A 17936-nucleotide genomic window follows, 5' to 3' on the forward strand; every position below is an offset into this window, starting at 1 on the left:
CTTTCCGGGGAATGGGGCCACTTTTATTGACGCCCCGAGAAGGGTCGCTTCCGGTCAACGATCAAGACTTATCCATTCGTTGCAATTGGGGCATAGCGACACGCAGCGTGATATCGGTGTGATCCGAGGAAGCCCAGCCCGGTAGCCTGGAGGGGTGATTGACCTCCGGCTGCTCCGTGAAGACCCTGACCGTGTCCGCGCCTCGCAGCGCGCCCGTGGAGAGGACGTCGAGCTCGTCGACGCCCTGCTCTCCGCAGACGAGCGCCGCAGGTCCTCTGGCATGCGCTTCGACGAACTGCGCAACGAGCAGAAGTCGCTCGGCAAGCTCATCCCCAAGGCCTCCCCCGAGGAGCGGGCCGAGCTGCTGAAGAAGGCCGAGCAGCTCAAGCAGGACGTCAAGTCCGCCGAGGCGGAGCAGAACGAGGCCGACGAGGCCGCCAAGCAGCTCCTCCTCCAGCTGGGCAACATCGTCCACGAGGACGTGCCCGTGGGCGGCGAAGAGGACTTCACCGTCCTGGAGACGCACGGCACCATCCGCGACTTCGCGGCGGAGGGCTTCGAGGCCAAGGACCACCTGGAACTCGGCGAGCTGCTCGGCGCCATCGACGTCGAGCGCGGCGCGAAGGTCTCGGGCTCGCGCTTCTACTACCTGACCGGTGTCGGCGCCCTGCTGGAGCTCGCCCTGGTCAACGCCGCGATCGCCCAGGCCACCGAGGCCGGCTTCATCCCGATGCTGACCCCGGCGCTGGTCCGCCCGCGCGCCATGGAGGGGACGGGCTTCCTCGGCCAGGCCGCGGAGAACGTCTACCACCTGGAGAAGGACGACTACTACCTGGTCGGCACCTCCGAGGTCCCGCTCGCCGCCTACCACATGGACGAGATCCTCGAGGGGGACCGGCTGCCGCTGCGGTACGCGGGCTTCTCCCCGTGCTTCCGCCGCGAGGCCGGTACGTACGGCAAGGACACCCGCGGCATCTTCCGCGTCCACCAGTTCGACAAGGTCGAGATGTTCTCGTACGTCGCGCCGGAGGACGCCGAGGCCGAGCACCAGCGCCTCCTGGAGTGGGAGAAGCAGTGGCTCAACAGCCTGGAGCTGCCCTTCCAGGTGATCGACGTCGCCACCGGTGACCTGGGCGCCTCCGCCTCGCGCAAGTTCGACTGCGAGGCCTGGATCCCGACCCAGGGCAAGTACCGCGAGCTGACCTCCGCCTCGAACTGCGACAGCTTCCAGGCCCGCCGCCTGTCGGTCCGCTACCGCGACGGTAAGAAGACGCAGCCCCTCGCGACGCTGAACGGCACCCTGTGCGCCGTGCCCCGCACGATCGTCGCGCTCCTGGAGAACCACCAGCTGCCCGACGGTTCGGTCCGGGTGCCCGAGGCGCTCCGCCCGTACCTCGGCGGCCGCGAGGTGCTGGAGCCGATCGCCAAGTGAGCCCGGCCCCGTTCCCCTTCAAGCTCGTCGCCACCGATCTCGACGGCACGCTGCTGCGCGGCGACGACACCGTCTCGGAACGCACCCGTGAAGCGCTCGTCGCGGCCACCGCGGCGGGCGCGGCGCACATCATCGTCACCGGCCGTGCCGTGCCGTGGACGCGGCACGTGCTGGACGATCTCGGGTACAAGGGGATCGCCGTCTGCGGACAGGGCGCCCAGGTCTACGACGCGGGCGCCCACCGGCTGCTCACCTCGGTGACCCTGGACCGGCAGCTGGCCGGTCTGGCCCTGTCGAAGCTGGAGGCCGAGGTGGGCCCGCTGGCCCTGGCCGCCAGCCGGGACGGGGTGGACGGCGAGGTCCTCTTCGGCCCCGGGTACCAGGTTCAGGAGGGGCTCCCGGCCCTCTACCTGGAGGACACCGCGGCCGTGTGGACGGCCCCGCTCAACAAGCTCTACATCCAGCACCCGCAGCTGGGAGACGACGCCCTCGTCGAGGTGGCCCGCCGGACCGTGGGCAACCTGGTCGACGTGGTCATGGCCGGTCCCGGCATCGTCGAAATACTGCCGCTGGGCCTGACGAAGGCCACCGGGCTGTCGCTGGCCGCCCGCCGACTGGGCGTGAAGGCGGCGGACACCATCGCCTTCGGCGACATGCCGAACGACATCCCGATGTTCGGCTGGGCCGCGCACGGGGTGGCCATGGCGAACGCCCATGCCGAACTCAAGGCGGTGGCCGACGAGGTGACGACCTCCAACGAGGAGGACGGCATCGCCGTGGTCCTGGAGCGTCTGCTGGGCGCCGCATAGGGACGCAGGACGGACGTACGAGAGGTCCGGGACAGCCCGCGCCGGACGGCGCGCTCGAAGTGGCTGCCCCGGACCTTTTGTTGCTCCCCGCACGACTCACTCTGCCCCCGCCGGAGAGCACGTACCAGCGAATTTCGGCTTCTAGGCTCACCACAGACCGTCAACCACCGTGTCCTGTATGCCCCGTTGCTGGCGGCGGCCTCCACCGCCGGGATCCTCGGCACCCTGCTGGGCGCGCCCGCGAAGTGGCTGCTGGTCTGGGCCGGAGTCCTGCTCCTGCTGCTCGCCCTCGTGGTGCGCTGGTCTCCGGTGCGCCCGGCCGTGGTCGCGGGCGCCCTGGGCATGGTGGCGGTCTCGGCGTGGCCGGTTCCGCTGGTGTGGGAGTCCTCGTCGTGGCTGGAGATCTGCGGGGTGGTCGGGTTCTGGGTGATGCCCGCGGTCGGGGCCGCGCTGGCCGGTGGTCACCTGCGGCGCCAGGCCGGCAGGCTGGAGCAGGCCGTACTCACCCACGCCGAGATCGGGGCGGAGCTGTTCATCACGGCGGGCACGGCGAAGACCCACATCGCGAACGTGCAGGCCAAGCTCGGGGTCCGCAACCGGGTGGGCATCGCCTCATGGGCCTGGGAGCACGGGGTGGTCGGGGCGGAGGGCAGCCCCTGACGTTTCACGTGAAACAGGCTCACGTTTCACGTGAAACGACGTGGCGTGTGAGAGGCCAGGCCAGGAGTCCGACGGACAGCGCGATGGCGTGGCCGAGGTCGGTGAACGTTCCGCCCGTGGCGAGAGGGACCCCGAAGAAGGCCAGTGCTCCGGCCAGGTAGATCCATCTCCAGGGGCGGGGGATCCGGTAGGTGAGCACGCCGATGGAGGCCGCGAGCCCGTAGCTGACCCCGATGTCGACCACGTGCGCCATGCTGCGGGGGGCACGGTGGTCCTGGATGGCCGTCAGCAGGACCTTCTGGCTGATCAGTGTGGCGACCACATGGGCGCTCGCCACGATCACGAACCAGCGCAGGGTGCCGAGCCAGCGTTCCACGGGGGCGTGGAACAGTTCGAAGAGGACGGCGTAGAGGGCGAGCGAAGCCGGGTTCACGATCCAGAACGCGCTGCTGACCAGGGCCCGGACGGGATACCGCACGAGCTGGTGGATGTTGCTGCTGTTGCGGTGGAGCAGGACGCGTTCGATCTGGTCCGGCGCGATGGCGACGACGAGGCTCGTCACGGCGATGATCAGCAGCCAGATGTGGGTCCCGGGCGAAGAACGTATCCAGGACCTCAGGGGCCTGGACGGCTCCGGGTCGGGTTGCTCGATCATGCACCGATGATGACCCGCACGACAGTGCCCCGCCCGGCCGGTGGGCCGTGCGGGGCACTGTCTTCAGGGCTTCGTACCGCGGTGCCGCGGCCGGTCCTACTCCTCGCCCGCCAGGGTGAGGCGGCGCAGCTTCTGGCCGGCGTACACGGTCGCGCCGACGGTGACGGCGACGAGCAGGATCACCGCGGTGGGCAGTCCCACGGTCGCGTCGACGTAGCCGTCCCCGGCGACCTTCTCCGCGAGGGCGAGAGCCCACTGCTGGACGCTGAGCGTCTTGGCGCCGGAGACCAGGCTGCCGAAGAGCGACTCCCAGATGAGGGCGTAGACCAGGCCGAAGACGACCGCGTGGCGGCTGACGGTGCCGAGCAGCAGGAACAGCGCGCTGTAGGCGATGGAGGCCACGAGTGCGGCGATCGTGTAGGCGACGGCGATCTGCTGGCCGTTGCCGTTGAGGATGAACCCCGCGATCAGCGTCGGGATCGCCGAGAAGGCCATGGTGACGGCGACCGCGACGAAGAGCTTGGTCATGATGATCTTCGGGCGCTTCACCGGCTTGGCGAGCAGGTAGACGATCGACCCGTCGTCGATCTCGGGCCCGATGGCACCGGTACCCGCGATCACGCCGATCAGCGGCACCATAGTGGCCAGCGCGAACCCTCCGAGGAGGTCCGCCGCGACCTTGTCGTCCACGCCGACGAAGGCCCGGACGGTGAGGGAGATGACGATCAGCAGGGCGGGCAGGATGAAGAGGATCAGCGCGCGGCGCCGGCCCAGCAGGGCCCGGTAGGTGAGCCGGGCGACGGTGGGTTCGTACATGGTTGCCAGCTCCTTTCAGGCCGTGACGAGGTAGGAGAAGACCGACTCGAGGGACTCGTCCGAGGGCGAGACCGTCAGCAGTCGGATGCCGTGCCGGCGGGCCACGACGGGCAGCAGCTCGGTGAACCGGCCGAAGTCGACGGCCTGGATGCGCAGGGCGCCCTCCTTCAGGTCGACCTCGATTCCGGCCGTGGAGGGGTCGGCGATCAGGGCCGCCGCGAGTGCCCGGTCGTCTGAGGAGCGGACCAGGTAGCGGTGCGGGCGGTCCGTCATCAGGCGCCGGATCTTGCGGAAGTCGCCGGAGGCCGCGTGCCGTCCGGCCACGACCACCTCGATGTGCGAGGCGAGCTGCTCGACCTCCTCCAGGATGTGGGAGGAGAACAGGACCGTGCGTCCTTCGTCGCCCATGCGCCGCAGGAGGTCCATCAGCTGCATGCGCTGCCGCGGGTCCATGCCGTTGAAGGGCTCGTCCAGCAGGAGCACGGACGGGTCGTGGACGAGGGCCGAGGCCATCTTCACGCGCTGGCGCATGCCCTTGGAGTACGTGGAGATCTTGCGGTCCTGCGCGTACTCCATCTCGACGGTGGCGAGCGCGCGCTGGGCGGCCACGTCGTCGAGGCCGTGCAGCTCGGCGTTGGCGACGACGAACTCACGCCCGGTGAGGAAGTCGTACATCGCCTCGCGCTCGGGCACCACGCCCACCTGCTTGTAAATCTGCTCGTTGCGCCAGATCGGGGCGCCGTCGAGGGTGACCGTGCCCGTGGAGGGGGCGAGGAAGCCGCCCATCATGTTGATGAGGGTGGACTTGCCCGCGCCGTTGGGGCCCAGCAGGCCCGTCACGCCCGGGCCGATGGTCATCGTCACGTCGTTGACGGCGACGACGTTCCCGAACCAGCGGGACGTGTGGTCGATCTCGATGGTGCTCACAGCCCGGCCTTCCGGTAGCGGGCCATCAGGGCGGCGTAGGAGCCGGCGATCAGGCCGAGGACGACGAGCAGGTAGACGAAGCCGACACCGGCAGAGGGACCCTCACCGCCGGGGAAGGCGGTGGTGGCGCCGAGGAAGGCCGTCTGCACGCCGTCGATGAGGGTGACCGGCGAGAACAGGCCCATCCACTCGATGGCGCCGGCGTTGCCCGTGCTGTAGGCGATGCCCTGCACCGCGGTGACCGCGCCGAAGGGGATGAGGAGCACGGCGATGATCGCGGCGACACCGAAGCCGCGGCGCGGGGTGAGCGCGGCCATCACCAGGCCGATCCCGGAGAAGAGCAGCGACAGGAGCAGCACCGACACGAGTCCCTGCCCGAATCCCTTGGTCTGGTCGGAGAAGTCGAACTTGGCCAGGAGCGCGCCGATCCACATGATCAGCAGCGGGGTGGCGGTGAGGATGAACATGGCCGAGGCCATGGCCGCGTACTTGGCCACGACGTAGTCGACGCGTTCGATGGGCCGCGAGAAGTAGAGCGGCACGGTCTTGAAGCGCAGGTCCCGCGAGACGGACTGCGGAGCCTGGGATGCGAGGTACAGGCCGATGACCACCTGGGTCGTCAGCGCGTACGTCGTGTACTTGATCGGCAGGTCCGAGGAGCCGGGCACCGCGATGGCCACCGCCACGATGATCAGCGCCGGAACGCACATCACCGCGAAGAGGATCATCGGGAGGACCTTGGACTTGGCGGAGCGGCCCAGGCCGTAGGCGCCGCGCAGGGACTGCGAGAACAGCGACTTGCGGGCGTAGGCGCGGCCGAGCCGCGGTCCGTCGTAGGACCGGTAGCCGATGTTGTGGATCTGCGTGGACGATTCATGCGCCATCGGAACCGGCTCCCTTCTGCTGGGCGGCGTGCGCGTGCTGGTCGTTGTCGCGGAAGACCTCCGCGATGTGGTGGCGGCGCTGTTCCATCCGGACCAGGCCGAGGCCCAGCTCGGCAACGGTGTCGCGGATGGTGTCGTAGGTCTCCTCGCCGGTGGCCTCGACAAGCAGGATGTGGCCGGCGCCGGGCAGTCCCTGCTCCGTGCCCTGGTGCAGGCCGAGGCCCGCCTCGGCGAGCGCCTTGCGCAGGGCGGCGGAGCCGTCGGGGTGGGCGTCGGAGTCGGTGACCTCGACCGCGAGGGTCGTGGTGGTCTGGGTGAAGTCGCTGGTGGAACTGGAGCGCAGCAGCTTGCCGCCGTCGACGACCACGACGTGGTCGCAGGTCCGCTCCAGCTCGCCGAGCAGGTGGGAGGTGACCAGGACGGAGATGCCGAAGTCCGTGTAGACGCGGCGGATCAGCCCCAGCATCTCGTCGCGGCCGACCGGGTCCAGGCCGTTGGTCGGCTCGTCGAGGAGCACCAGCTGCGGGTCGTGGACCAGCGCCTGGGCGAGCTTGACGCGCTGCTTCATGCCGGTGGAGTAGCCGCCGATGGGGCGGTAGCGCTCCTCGTACAGGCCGACGTGGCGCAGGGTGTCGGCGGTGCGTTCCCGGGCGGCGGTCGGCGGCAGGCCCGACATGCGCGCCATGTGGACGACGAACTCGGTGGCCGAGACGTCGGGTGGCAGGCAGTCGTGCTCGGGCATGTAGCCGACGCGTTCGCGGATGGCACTGCCATGCGTACGGACGTCGAGGCCGAGCACGGCGGCGCTGCCCTCGGTGGCGGGGGACAGTCCCAGCAGGATTTTGATCAGCGTGGACTTGCCGGCTCCGTTGGCGCCCACGAGGCCGGTTACGCCGGGCCCGATGTCCAGGGAGAGCCGGTCGAGGGCGGTCACTCGGGGGTACCGCTTGCTCAGGCTTTCGGTCGCGATGACAGTCACGGGACCGACGTTAGTGGTGCTGCGCGGGGGAAGCGTCAGACCTTGAGCTGGATCCGGTCTCCGCCTTCAGGCGTACACGGCCGTACCGGAGGCTGATGTGACCCGGACAAGTTTGTCCACAGGTCGTGCACGGCCCTTGACGTGATCTCCGGTCATTGTCACATTCATCAGTGTCAACTTACGGGCGCGTACGGCTCTACGGATGGACGGGCTGAGATGGCTGGCGACACCGAGCAACGCACCGCGCGGCTCTCCGGGAGGGCGCCCGGGCGGCTCTCCGACGGTCTGAGCGGGTTCAGAGAGGTGCAGCGTCTCGCGTACGAGTGCGCCGAGGCGGTCGCGGCGCAGCTGCGCCCGGGGATGACCGAACGCGAGGCGGCCCGCATGCAGCGGGAGTGGCTGGGCGAGCGCGGCGTGCGGGACTGGTTCCACCTGCCCTTCGCCTGGTTCGGGGACCGCACCGCCTTCGCCGGCTTCCGGATCCCCCTGCAGTTCTTCCCGACCAACCGGAGGCTGGAGCCGGGGATGCCGTTCATCCTCGACATGGCTCCCGTCTTCAAGGGGTTCTCGGCCGACATCGGCTACTCGGGGAGCCTCGGTCTCAATCCGGTGCAGGACCGGCTGATGTCCGATCTGCAGGTGCACCGGGCGCTGATCCTGGAGCAGGTGCGGGAGGGGCGTTCCCTGCGGGAGATCTACGAGAACGTCGAGCGGCTGATGACCCGGCAGGGGTATGCCAACCGGCACCGCGCCTACCCCTTCGGCGTCATTGCCCACAAGATCGACCGGGTGAAGGAGCGGCGCTGGTCGCCGACCGCGTTCGGCTTCGGTACGCAGTCCCTCAAGGGCCTGGCGGGCGACGCCCTGCACGGGCACCGTGAGGGATGGTCGCCGCTGTGGAGTCCGTACCGCTTCTCCGACCACCCGCCGCAGCCCGGGCTGTGGGCGGTGGAACCGCACCTGGGGTTCCGGGGCACCGGCGCGAAATTCGAGGAGATCCTCGTCGTCACCGACTCGCGTGACTTCGGGGAGCGGGCGTTCTGGCTGGACGACGATCTGCCGCATGTGCGGCGCTGGGCCGAGGAGAGGGCAGCATGAGCACGAAGACGGGAACGACAGCGGGGGCGGCGGGTCCGGCCGGGGCGCGCGAGCGCCGGGTACGGACCGGCGGTGTCGACCTGTGTGTCGTCGAGATGGGCGACCCCGACCGCCCGACCGTGGTCCTGGTGCACGGCTACCCGGACAGCAAGGAGGTGTGGTCGGACGTCGCCGAGCGGCTGGCCGCCCGCTTCCACGTGGTGCTCTACGACGTGCGCGGCCACGGGCACTCCACGGCGCCGGAGCCCCTGCGCGGCGGCTTCACGCTGGAGAAGCTGACCGACGACTTCCTCGCGGTGGCGGACGCCGTCAGCCCGGACCGGCCCGTGCACCTGGTCGGGCATGACTGGGGTTCCGTACAGGGATGGGAGTTCGCGACCACGGGCCGCACCGAGGGCAGGATCGCGTCCTTCACCTCGATGTCGGGTCCCTCCCTGGACCACCTCGGCCACTGGATCAAGAAGCGGACGGCCCGGCCCACCCCGCGGGCCGTGGCCCAGCTCCTCGGTCAGGGCGCGAAGTCCTGGTACGTCTACGTGCTGCACACCCCGAGGCTTCCCGAGCTGGCCTGGCGGGGGCCGCTCGGCAAGCGGTGGCCGGACATGCTCCGGCGCGACGAGCAGATCCCGGACGGCCCTCACCCGGCGGCCTCCCTGGCCTCGGACGCGGCGAACGGTGCCTGGCTCTACCGCGACAACGTGCGCCCGCGGATGCGCAGGCCGCGTCCCGACGCGTACGCGCACGTACCGGTGCAGCTGATCGTCGCGACCGGGGACGTGTTCCTGTCCGAGCGGCTCTACGACGACCTGGAGCACTGGGCGCCCGACCTGGTGCGACGCACCCTGCCGGCGAAGCACTGGCTGCCTCGGACCAGGCCGGACCAGGTGTCGGCGTGGATCACCGAGTTCGTCACCGCCCGGGAGGAGCCGGCCCTGCGGACGCCGGAGCAGCGACCGCCGGCGAAGTACGCCGACCGCTTCGGCGGCCAGCTGGTCCTGGTCACCGGCGCGGCCAGCGGCATCGGCCGGGCCACGGCCTTCGCCTTCGCCGAGGCCGGGGCGCGGGTGGTTGCCGTGGACCGCGATGCCGAGGGCGCGGAGCGCACCGCCGACATGGCCCGCCTCGTCGGGGCCCCCGAGGCCTGGGCGGAGTGCGTGGACGTCGGCGACGAGCAGGCGATGGAGAAGCTCGCGGTGAAGGTCGCCGCCGAGTACGGGACCGTGGACGTCCTCGTCAACAACGCGGGCATCGGCCTGTCCGGAGCCTTCCTCGACACCACGGCCGAGGACTGGAAGAAGGTCCTGGACGTCAACCTGTGGGGGGTCATCCACGGGTGCCGTATCTTCGGCAAGCAGATGGCGGAGCGCGGCCAGGGCGGGCACATCGTCAACACCGCTTCCGCCGCGGCCTATCTGCCGTCCAGGACCCTGCCCGCCTACAGCACCTCGAAGGCGGCGGTGCTGATGCTCTCGGAATGCCTGCGCGCGGAGCTGGCGTCGAAGTCGATCGGCGTGTCCGCGATCTGTCCCGGCATCGTCAACACCAACATCACGGCCACCTCGCGGTTCGCAGGGGTGGACGAGGCGGAGGAGAAGCGGCGCCAGGAGCGCTCCTCCCGGCTGTACGGAATGCGCAACTTCCCGCCCGAGAAGGTCGCCGACGCTATCCTGCGGGCCGTCGTGCACAACGAGGCGGTCGTGCCGGTCACGCCCGAGTCCAAGGGCGCCCTGTGGATGTCGCGCTACGCCCCGCGCGCCCTGCGGCGCCTGGCGAGGATGGAGCCGAAGCTGTGAGCGGGGCGCCGCAGGACGGCGCTCCGCCGGGCGACCGGCCGTGCCCCGGCCCCCGGGCACGCCGGCGGGGGCCCGCCGGGCGCCGGCCCTCCGCGGGCAGAGAGCGCGGCACGGCCGTATCCGGCTCCCTCCGGCGGTCGTACCATCCCTCGCAGGAGGGCCCGCTGCGCAGGGCGGTCGGGCACCTTGCGGCCTCACCGGCCGTCCGGGCCGGGGCGGGCACGGTCGGCCGAGCCGCTACGTAGTAGGGAGCCGGGATTGTCCGATCAGTCGGTAGCCGAATACCGGATCGAGGATCTGGCACACCACAGCGGAGCGACGGTGCGCACCATCCGCGCGTACCAGGACCGCGGTCTGCTGCCGAAGCCCGAGCGCAGGGGCCGCTCCAACGTCTACCGCGACACCCATCTGGCGCGGCTGCGGCAGATCGCCGACCTGCTCGACCGGGGCTACACGCTGGCCTCCATCAAGGAACTGCTGGAGGCCTGGGACGCGGGACGCGGGCTGGGTGGCGTCCTGGGCCTGGTCGCCGAGGTGCACGGGCCGTGGACCGACGAGGAGGCGGCCCGGATCAGCCGGGAGGAGCTCGACGAGCGGTTCGGCGGCCTGCCGGACGACGCGGCGGTGGGGGAGGCCTGCGAACTGGGCGTGCTGGAGCGTATTCCGGGGCGCCCGGACCAGTTCCTGGTGCCGTCCCCGCAGGAGCTGGCGGTGGCCGCCGAGCTGTACGCGGCCGGGGTGCCGCTGACGGCCATCACCGGGCACCTGCGGGAACTGCGCGGCCAGGTCGAGCACATCGCCTCGCGCTTCCTGGAGTTCACCACCGAGCACGTCTTCGCGCGCTACCTCGGCCAGGTGCCGCCCACGGACGCGGACGCGGCGGAGGCGGCGACGCTGGTGCGGCGGTTGCGGCCGCTGGCCCAGCAGACGGTGGACGCGGAGCTGGCGCGCGCGATGCAGCTCTTCGCCACACGCCACCTGCAGCGGCACCTGGGGGCGGTCGGCGACGGCCGGCCCGAGGCCCCGTCCCCGGTGGCGCTGCCGGCCGGGACGGTGCGGGCGGTTCAGGATCTCGTGGGCGCCGAACACGTGGCGGACTTCGTCCGGGCCGCGACGGAGCGGGAGCTCCAGGCCCGGAGGATGAACGACCTGGCGCGCAGGGCGGACCGCTCGTAAGGCCGGAAGCAGTCCACAGGTTCCACAGGGCGGATCACGCGTTTACTGCCAAAACCCACCCAATCATCTGTGGACAAGTGGCGTTTCCCTGTGGGCAACCGGGGTGGCGTCTCAGCCGATGGTCCGATACTCGCCCCTGGCCAGGCTCGCCCCGTCCGCCGGGAGGGCGGTTTCGACCGCTGCCTGCCCCGTCGGCTTCGTCCCGGTGCCGCGTCCCGTCCCGAACAGGAGCGCCGCCAGGGCGAGTCCGAGGACGCCGCCAAGGAGCTGGGCGGCGACGAAGCCCGGCAGGGACGCGGGGGCGATGCCGGTGAAGGAGTCGGTGAAGCTGCGCCCCAGGGTTCCGGCCGGGTTCGCAAAGGCCCCGGAGGAGGTGAACCAGATCGCGGCGCCGATGTACGCCGCCACCGCCGCCGGAATCAGCCGGGGGCGCCCGACCCGTCCGAGCCCCTGGATCAGGAGGACGAGACCGGCGGTCGCGACCACCTCGCCGACGAGCAGGTGCCCGCCGTCGCGCACCTGGGTGGCGAAGGCCCCCGGGGTGCGGCCGAACATGACCTCCGCCAGCACGGCGCCGCCGACGGCCCCTGCGGCCTGGGCCGCGACGTAGACGAGCACCTCCCGGCCGCGGAGCCCGTCGCCGACGGTCCGCCCCGCCCACCAGGAGGTGAGGGTGACGACCGGGTTGAGGTGGGCGCCCGACAGCGGGCCGAAGAGGGTGATGATCAGCCCGAGGCCGATGGCGGAGGCGGCCGAGTTGGCGACAAGGGCGACTCCGGTGTCGGCGCTGAGGGCGGCCGCCTGCAGACCGGAGCCGACCACGACCACGAGCAGCGCGCCGGTGCCTATCAGCTCGGCGGCCGCACGGCATGGCAGAGAGGTGGGCGATGTCATGGTTTCTCCCCCTGGGCAGGCGTTCCAACGGAAAAGACATTCCGCATCTTGGAATAACGATAGGGCGTGTCCCCCGGGTGTCCACCCCTCCCGGGGCCGTGAAATTCGCTGTCGGAGGTCCCTACGAGCGGGCACCCTGGGCCCATGGATGAAAGACGCACCGTGAAGGTGTCGAAATACGTCTCGAAACACCTGCGACATCAGCCGGAACGGATCGGACTGGTGCTCGACCCCCACGGCTGGGTGGAGATCGACGACCTGCTGCACGCGGCCGCCTCCCACGGCTTCCCCATCAGCCGGGCCGAGCTCGACCACGTCGTCGCCGCGAACGACAAGCAGCGCTTCGCCGTCGACGGCACCCGGATCCGGGCCAGCCAGGGCCACACCGTCGCCGTCGACCTGGACCTGCCGGAGGCCGAGCCGCCCGCGTACCTCTACCACGGCACGGTGGCGGCCGCCCTGGGGCCGATCCGCGCCGAGGGGCTGCGCCCGATGGCCCGCCACCACGTGCACCTGTCCCCCGACCGGGAGACCGCAACAAGGGTGGGCGCACGACGCGGCCGGCCGGTCGTCCTCAGCGTGGACGCCGGGGCCATGCGCGCAGCCGGCCACGTCTTCCGGATCAGCGCCAACGGGGTGTGGCTGGTGAAAGCGGTACCGCCGGCCTTCCTCCGCTTTCCGTAGCCCCTCGGCCGACGAAGGACCGGGGCTTCCGCAGGGTCCGAATTGACGCGGAGATTGTCGGACCATCCGCTTAATCTGTGTCCCACTCCGGGATCCGTGAGGGGGGGACCTCGCGATCGCCGAACCATCCCAGCACGCACGCGAGGTGACGCCCCATGACGTCCACACCCCACAGTTTCCAGGTCGACCTGCGCGGTCTGGTCGACCTCCTCTCCCATCACCTCTACTCCAGCCCCCGCGTGTACGTCCGCGAGCTCCTGCAGAACGCGGTGGACGCGGTCACCGCGCGGCACGCCCTCGCCCCGGAGGCGGCGGTCCGCATCCGGCTGTCGGCGTCCGACGGCCGGGTGACCATCGAGGACAGCGGCATCGGCCTCACCGCGGACGAGGCCCACTCCCTCCTCGCCACCATCGGCCGCAGCTCCAAGCGGGGCGGGGAACACGGCCTGGAGGCGACCCGCCAGGAGTTCCTCGGGCAGTTCGGCATCGGCCTCCTCGCGTGCTTCGTCGTCGCCCGCCGGATCCGGGTCGTCACCCGCTCCGCCCGCGACCCGCAGGCCGCGCCCGTCGAATGGCTCGCCACGGACGACGGTTCGTACACGGTGCGCGAACTGCCCCACGAGGCACGCCCGGAACCCGGCACCACCGTCGTGCTGGAAGCCCGCCCGGGCGCCACCGAGTGGACCGTGCCCGCGAAGGTCGAGCAGCTCGCCCGCGACTACGGCTCCCTGCTGCCGTACGACATCACCTTCGACGACGGCCTGGGCGGTCCGCCGCGCCCCGTCACCGACCGTCCGGCCGTGTGGGAGCGCCCCTTCCCAACCCCCGGCGCGCGCCGCGCCGCACTCGCCGGGCACTGCTCCGGGCTCTTCGGCTTCACCCCCCTCGACAGCATCGACCTCGACCTGCCGGTCGCGGGGGTCCGCGGGGTGGCGTACGTCCTGCCCGAGCCGACCAGCCCCGCCCACCGGGCCGGACACCGTGTCCACCTCAAGGGCATGCTGCTGACCGACCGCGCCGACAACCTGCTGCCGGACTGGGCGTTCTTCGTCCGCGCCGTCATCGACACCGACACCCTGCGGCCCACCGCCTCGCGCGAGAACCTCTACGACGACGAGACCCTCTCGGCGGTGCGCGACGCCCTCGGCGCGCGCGTCCGCGGCTGGCTCGCCGAGCTCGCGGCGAGCGACCCGGAGCGGCTGGCCGCCTTCCTGAGCGTCCACCACCTCGGGGTGAAGTCCATGGCCCGGCACGACCCCGAGCTGCTCGGGCTGATGCTGCCGTGGCTGCCGTTCGAGACCAGCGCCGGTTCGATGAACCTCCAGGAGTTCGCGGCCGCCCACACCGACATCCACTTCACGCGCACCGTCGAGGAGTTCCGGCAGATCGCGCCGATCGCCGCGGCCCACGGTCTCGGCGTCATCAACGCCGGCTACACCTACGACGCGGACCTGCTGGCCCTGCTGCCCGCCGTACGCCCGGACCTGAAGGTGACCGAGCTGGACGCCGGAGCCGTCACCGAACGGCTCGACCCGGTACCCACCACCGCCGAACTGCAGCTCGCCCCCTTCCTGGCCACCGCCCGCACCCGCCTCGAAGCACAGGGCTGCGACGTGGTGCTGCGTGCCTTCCAGCCCGTGTCGGTCCCGGCGCTCTACCTCGACGACCGCCAGGCACGCCAGGAACGCGACCGCAGCGCGGCACTGGAGAGCGCCGACTCCCTGTGGACCGGCATCCTCGGCGCGCTGCGCGGATCCGCCCCGCGGGCCCGCCTGGTCCTCAACCACAACAACCCGCTGGTGCGCCGGATCGCGGCGCTCCACGACGAGACCCTGACCGGCACCGCCGTGGAGTCCCTCTACGGGCAGGCCCTGCTGATGTCCCAGCGGCCACTGCGCCCCGCCGACTCCACCCTGCTCAACCGGGCCTTCCTCGGGCTCCTGGAGTGGGCGACGCACCCGGCCCCGCACACCGACGGCCACGGCGCCGAGGAGGAGCAGAAGTGACCACCCTGACGCGCGAGGAGATCGTGCGGGGCCTGACGGAGAACCGCGAGGCACCGAACGGCGCCGCACGCAACGCCCACGCCGAGGCCCTGGCGGGCGCGGCGGAGGCGCACGGCGACCGGGAGCTGTTCCGCGAGGCCCTGGACAACCTCATCAACGCCTACCTCTACAGCGCCGAGTCCTCGAAGATGCTCGTTCCCTTCGCCCGGCTGCTGCAGGAGTACGACAAGGATCCGGCGGCCTTCTCCGAGTGGGACGCCCACTCGCTGTTCTGGCAGTTCAAGTGGGTGGCGTCGGCCATCTCGGACTCCCCCGGAATCCCCCTGGACTCGGCCACCGGCTGGCTGGAGGAGATGGAACGCCGCTACCGGATCGCCGGATACAGCGAGCGGCCCGTGCGCGAGGCCGAGATGTGGCTCGCCCACGCGACCGGCGACGACGCGCGCGCGGACCGGGCCTTCCGGCGCTGGCTGGAGGCGGAACGCGACGACATGAGCGACTGCCAGGCCTGCGAGCTCTGCGGGCAGGGCCAGTACGCCGTCCTGCACGGTGACGACGCCGAGGCCATGCAGCTGTGGCAGCCCGTCCTCGCCGGCGAGCTGACCTGCGCCGAGGAGCCGCACCGCGTCCTCGCCACCTCGCTCCTGCCGTTGCTGCGGCTCGGCCGGGCCGACGAGGCGCGCGCGAACCACCTGCGCGGCTACCGCATGGCACGCGGGAACGAGAGCCTGCTGCCCTCGGTCGGCCGGCACATCGAGTTCTGCGCCCTCACCGGCAACGAGTCCCGCGGGCTGGAGATCCTCGCCGAGCACGCCGCCCACGTGTCCCCGCTCGCGAACCTCGACGACCGCCTGGCCTTCCACGGCGGCATCCTCGTCCTGCTGCGCCGCCTGAGGGACCTCGGACACGGCTCCCTGCCGTCCGTCGCCTACGAGGGAACCCCGCGGACCGTGTCCGAGCTGTACGAGGTCCTGCACGCGGGATGCCTCGACATCGCCCGGCAGTTCGACGCGCGCAACGGCACCACCCGGACCTCGGACCGCTTCCTCGACCGTGTCGGCCGGCAGCCGCTGGTGGCAGGACTCCCGCTGGGGGTGCGCAGTGCGCAGCTTCCCCCGCCGGACGCCGCCCCCACCGGAGCCGGCACCGCCGCCGCGGTCGGCGCTGCCGACGACGCTCCGGCCGACGCGGCCTCCGACGGGTTCGACGCGCTGGTGGCACGGGCCAGGAAGGCCCGGGACCTCGGGCATCCCGGCGCGGACGCGCTCTGGGCCGAGGTCGCCGTACGGGTGGACGCCCGGCCGGCCGCCGCGCAGGAGCCCGACGCCCTGGTCCTCGCCGACCTCGCGGACCAGCGGGCGCTGGCCGCCGCGCGCGCCGGCGAGGCCGGCGCACAGGAACTCCTGGCAGCGGTCCGGGACCGCTACCGGGCGCTGGGCCGGGCCGAGCGGGCCGCGCTCGCGGAACTGCGGACGGCCGGCGCGGCCGCACAGTCCGGAGCCGCACCCGCGCAGGTCCGGGCCCTCTTCGCGGCTGCCCTCCGCGCCGCCGAGGCGCTGGACCCGGCCGAACCGCTGCGGGACCGGCGGATCGCCCTCGCGGAACTGTCGACGATCCGTGTGGAGTCGTACCTGCGCTCCCTGGAGGAGGCCGCCGGGGAGGAGCACGGCGGACACGACCACCACGGTCCCGGCGAGGACCACGGCCACGGTGAGCTCGTGGCCGAGCTCACCGCATTCATCGCGTCCCACGGGGACACGGCAGCGGACCTGGTGGCCGAGGCCGAGGAGATGCTGGGCAGGGTGGCGCTGGCCCAGGGCGACCCGGAGCGGGCCACGGCCCTGCTCGCCACCTGCGCCGACCGCGCGATCGGGGCCGGCCGCCCCTGGCAGGCGGTGGACCCTCTCGTGCTCCGGGCAGGGCTGCTGATGTCCCTGGACCGCGTCGAAGAGGCGGAGGCGGCGGCACGCTCCGCGCTGGATCACGCCGCCGAGGTCACCGACGCCGAGGCCCAGGGCGTCGTACGGCTGACCCTCGCCGACATCCTGCTGCGCCGGGGCGGCGCGGCGCCCGAGGCGGCGTCGCACGCTCTGGCGGCGACGCACTGGTTCGACCGGGCGGGGCTCGCGGCCGACGGCGGTGCGCAGGCGCGGTTGCTGCTGGCCCGCGCGTACACGGCCGACGGCCGCGCCGCCGAGGCCGCGGAGGTGCTCCAGTCGGCCCTACCGGACCTGCTGGAGCACGGGGACCAGCAGGCGGTGTTCGTACGGGAGTTCCTGGGCGACCTGCTGCGACGGCTGAACGAGCCGCGGCCCGCGGCGGAGCAGTACCTGCTGGCCGCAAAGCTGACGGAGGACTGGGACGACCCCCGCCCACAGGCCGGTCTGGCCCAGTCGGCGGCCGACGCCCTGTCCGACGCGGGGCTGCCCGAGGAGGCGGTCGCCGCCTACGAACGGGCGCTGGAACTGCACCGCCGGACGGGCGGTGCCCCGGTGGCCGAGGTACGGGTCCTGCGCTCGCTGGCGTGGCTCGGGCTGCGCGAGGAGGTCACCGCGGCGACGGTGGAGGAGGCCCGCGGCCGGATGGACGACGCGGCAGCCGCGCTGGAGGCAGCGCTGGCCACCGATCCGGAGGCGCCGGAGCTGCGGTCGGAACTCGCGCAGACCTGGCACCAGCTGGCCCAGGTGCTGGACCGGCACGTGTCGGCTAACCAGGACGACGAGGACGAGGGCGACGAGGGCGAGGGCGAGAACGCCGAGGACGGCGCGGACACCGCCCCCGGCCGGGGGGTGCGGCCGGCCCCGCTGGACCCCGCGACCGTGGACGCGTTGCGCCTGGAGGAAATCGACCTGTGGGACCGGGCGTCGCGGGTCTATGCGGAGCTGGGACCGGACCACCTGCGCGACCGTTTCCAGTGCCTGAACAACGCGGCCTGGACCGAGCACGAGCGCGACGACGCGGCGGCGGGTGCGGCCCGCTTCCGCGCGCTGATCGACGAGGCGCGGTCCCTGCCCGAGGACGAGGTCCCGGAGTGGCTGCTGCCCTCCGCGGAGCGCGTGATCGCGCAGCTGGAGGGCTAGGGGGCGGGGATGTCCGGCCGATCGGGTGCGGACATCCCCGGGA

The 17936-nt window shown here is 71.9% G+C and carries 14 protein-coding genes and 1 pseudogene; 9 read left to right on the forward strand and 6 right to left on the reverse strand.

Annotation, left to right across the window (positions count from 1 at the left end; translation table 11 throughout):
• Positions 1–154: 154 nt before the first annotated feature.
• The 3 genes and pseudogenes from serS to ACPU2J_RS16765 all read left to right on the forward strand — a co-directional run.
• Positions 155–1432: a serine--tRNA ligase gene (gene serS / locus ACPU2J_RS16755; RefSeq protein ID WP_365133449.1), complete on the forward strand. Its 1278-nt coding sequence runs from the start codon at positions 155–157 to the stop codon at positions 1430–1432.
• Positions 1429–2241: an HAD family hydrolase gene (locus ACPU2J_RS16760; RefSeq protein ID WP_420080273.1), complete on the forward strand. Its 813-nt coding sequence runs from the start codon at positions 1429–1431 to the stop codon at positions 2239–2241. The genes serS and ACPU2J_RS16760 overlap by 4 nt, the downstream gene beginning before the upstream one ends.
• A 501-nt stretch (positions 2242–2742) precedes the next feature.
• Positions 2743–2901, forward strand: a pseudogene (locus ACPU2J_RS16765) (response regulator transcription factor); the annotation flags it as partial.
• A 19-nt stretch (positions 2902–2920) separates the two neighbouring features.
• Here the strand turns inward: ACPU2J_RS16765 and ACPU2J_RS16770 are convergent.
• The 5 genes from ACPU2J_RS16770 to ACPU2J_RS16790 all read right to left on the reverse strand — a co-directional run bounded on the left by ACPU2J_RS16770 (position 2921) and on the right by ACPU2J_RS16790 (position 7162).
• On the reverse strand, positions 2921–3556 hold the full coding sequence (locus ACPU2J_RS16770) for a rhomboid-like protein (protein WP_361589992.1): 636 nt from the start codon (positions 3554–3556) through the stop codon (positions 2921–2923).
• Between the two features lie 96 nt (positions 3557–3652).
• Positions 3653–4372 (reverse strand): ABC transporter permease, encoded by a 720-nt coding sequence (locus ACPU2J_RS16775; RefSeq protein ID WP_361589990.1) that lies wholly within the window; start codon positions 4370–4372, stop codon positions 3653–3655.
• A gap of 15 nt (positions 4373–4387) precedes the next feature.
• On the reverse strand, positions 4388–5299 hold the full coding sequence (locus tag ACPU2J_RS16780) for an ABC transporter ATP-binding protein (RefSeq protein WP_420080272.1): 912 nt from the start codon (positions 5297–5299) through the stop codon (positions 4388–4390).
• Positions 5296–6183 carry an ABC transporter permease gene (locus tag ACPU2J_RS16785; RefSeq protein WP_365133441.1) on the reverse strand — a complete coding sequence of 296 codons (888 nt, stop codon included), beginning with the start codon at positions 6181–6183 and terminating at the stop codon, positions 5296–5298. The genes ACPU2J_RS16780 and ACPU2J_RS16785 overlap by 4 nt, the downstream gene beginning before the upstream one ends.
• Complete coding sequence (locus ACPU2J_RS16790; protein WP_361589982.1) at positions 6173–7162, reverse strand: ABC transporter ATP-binding protein; 990 nt, start codon at positions 7160–7162, stop codon at positions 6173–6175. The genes ACPU2J_RS16785 and ACPU2J_RS16790 overlap by 11 nt, the downstream gene beginning before the upstream one ends.
• A gap of 216 nt (positions 7163–7378) precedes the next feature.
• On the opposite strand from ACPU2J_RS16790, the gene ACPU2J_RS16795 reads away from it, so the two are divergent.
• The 3 genes from ACPU2J_RS16795 (at position 7379) to ACPU2J_RS16805 (ending at position 11229) form a co-directional block, all read left to right on the forward strand.
• The gene (locus ACPU2J_RS16795; protein ID WP_420080271.1) at positions 7379–8260 is read left to right on the forward strand and encodes a M24 family metallopeptidase; all 882 of its coding nucleotides are present in this window, start codon (positions 7379–7381) and stop codon (positions 8258–8260) included.
• Positions 8257–10053, forward strand: a complete 1797-nt coding sequence (locus tag ACPU2J_RS16800; protein ID WP_361589976.1) for an SDR family oxidoreductase — start codon at positions 8257–8259, stop codon at positions 10051–10053. Before ACPU2J_RS16795 ends, ACPU2J_RS16800 begins: the two co-directional genes overlap by 4 nt.
• 258 nt (positions 10054–10311) lie before the next feature.
• On the forward strand, positions 10312–11229 hold the full coding sequence (locus ACPU2J_RS16805) for a MerR family transcriptional regulator (protein ID WP_420080270.1): 918 nt from the start codon (positions 10312–10314) through the stop codon (positions 11227–11229).
• Positions 11230–11340: 111 nt separating this feature from the next.
• On the opposite strand, the gene ACPU2J_RS16810 is transcribed toward ACPU2J_RS16805, so the two are convergent.
• Positions 11341–12123: an aquaporin gene (locus ACPU2J_RS16810; RefSeq protein ID WP_420080269.1), complete on the reverse strand. Its 783-nt coding sequence runs from the start codon at positions 12121–12123 to the stop codon at positions 11341–11343.
• 144 nt (positions 12124–12267) lie between these two features.
• On the opposite strand from ACPU2J_RS16810, the gene ACPU2J_RS16815 reads away from it, so the two are divergent.
• The 3 genes from ACPU2J_RS16815 to ACPU2J_RS16825 all read left to right on the forward strand — a co-directional run bounded on the left by ACPU2J_RS16815 (position 12268) and on the right by ACPU2J_RS16825 (position 17893).
• Entirely contained in the window at positions 12268–12807 is a 540-nt protein-coding gene (locus ACPU2J_RS16815) for an RNA 2'-phosphotransferase (RefSeq protein ID WP_420080268.1), read from the forward strand.
• 155 nt (positions 12808–12962) lie between these two features.
• Positions 12963–14813, forward strand: coding sequence for an HSP90 family protein (locus tag ACPU2J_RS16820; protein WP_420080267.1), 1851 nt, complete (start codon positions 12963–12965; stop codon positions 14811–14813).
• A complete protein-coding gene (locus tag ACPU2J_RS16825; protein ID WP_423833538.1) occupies positions 14810–17893 on the forward strand; it encodes a tetratricopeptide repeat protein in 3084 nt (1027 codons plus the stop codon). Before ACPU2J_RS16820 ends, ACPU2J_RS16825 begins: the two co-directional genes overlap by 4 nt.
• Positions 17894–17936: the final 43 nt, after the last annotated feature.

Origin of the sequence: Streptomyces manipurensis, from assembly GCF_049570255.1 — a bacterium.
In the GTDB taxonomy this organism is placed as follows: Bacteria; Actinomycetota; Actinomycetes; order Streptomycetales; family Streptomycetaceae; genus Streptomyces; species Streptomyces manipurensis.

Excerpts from the sequence above, each read along its gene's own strand:
- ACPU2J_RS16785 (WP_365133441.1), bottom strand. The coding sequence starts at position 6,183 with ATGGCGCATGAATCGTCCACGCAGATCCACAACATCGGCTACCGGTCC.
- ACPU2J_RS16820 (WP_420080267.1), top strand. The coding sequence starts at position 12,963 with ATGACGTCCACACCCCACAGTTTCCAGGTCGACCTGCGCGGTCTGGTC.
- ACPU2J_RS16775 (WP_361589990.1), bottom strand. The coding sequence starts at position 4,372 with ATGTACGAACCCACCGTCGCCCGGCTCACCTACCGGGCCCTGCTGGGC.
- ACPU2J_RS16815 (WP_420080268.1), top strand. The coding sequence starts at position 12,268 with ATGGATGAAAGACGCACCGTGAAGGTGTCGAAATACGTCTCGAAACAC.
- ACPU2J_RS16795 (WP_420080271.1), top strand. The coding sequence starts at position 7,379 with ATGGCTGGCGACACCGAGCAACGCACCGCGCGGCTCTCCGGGAGGGCG.
- ACPU2J_RS16770 (WP_361589992.1), bottom strand. The coding sequence starts at position 3,556 with ATGATCGAGCAACCCGACCCGGAGCCGTCCAGGCCCCTGAGGTCCTGG.
- ACPU2J_RS16810 (WP_420080269.1), bottom strand. The coding sequence starts at position 12,123 with ATGACATCGCCCACCTCTCTGCCATGCCGTGCGGCCGCCGAGCTGATA.
- ACPU2J_RS16800 (WP_361589976.1), top strand. The coding sequence starts at position 8,257 with ATGAGCACGAAGACGGGAACGACAGCGGGGGCGGCGGGTCCGGCCGGG.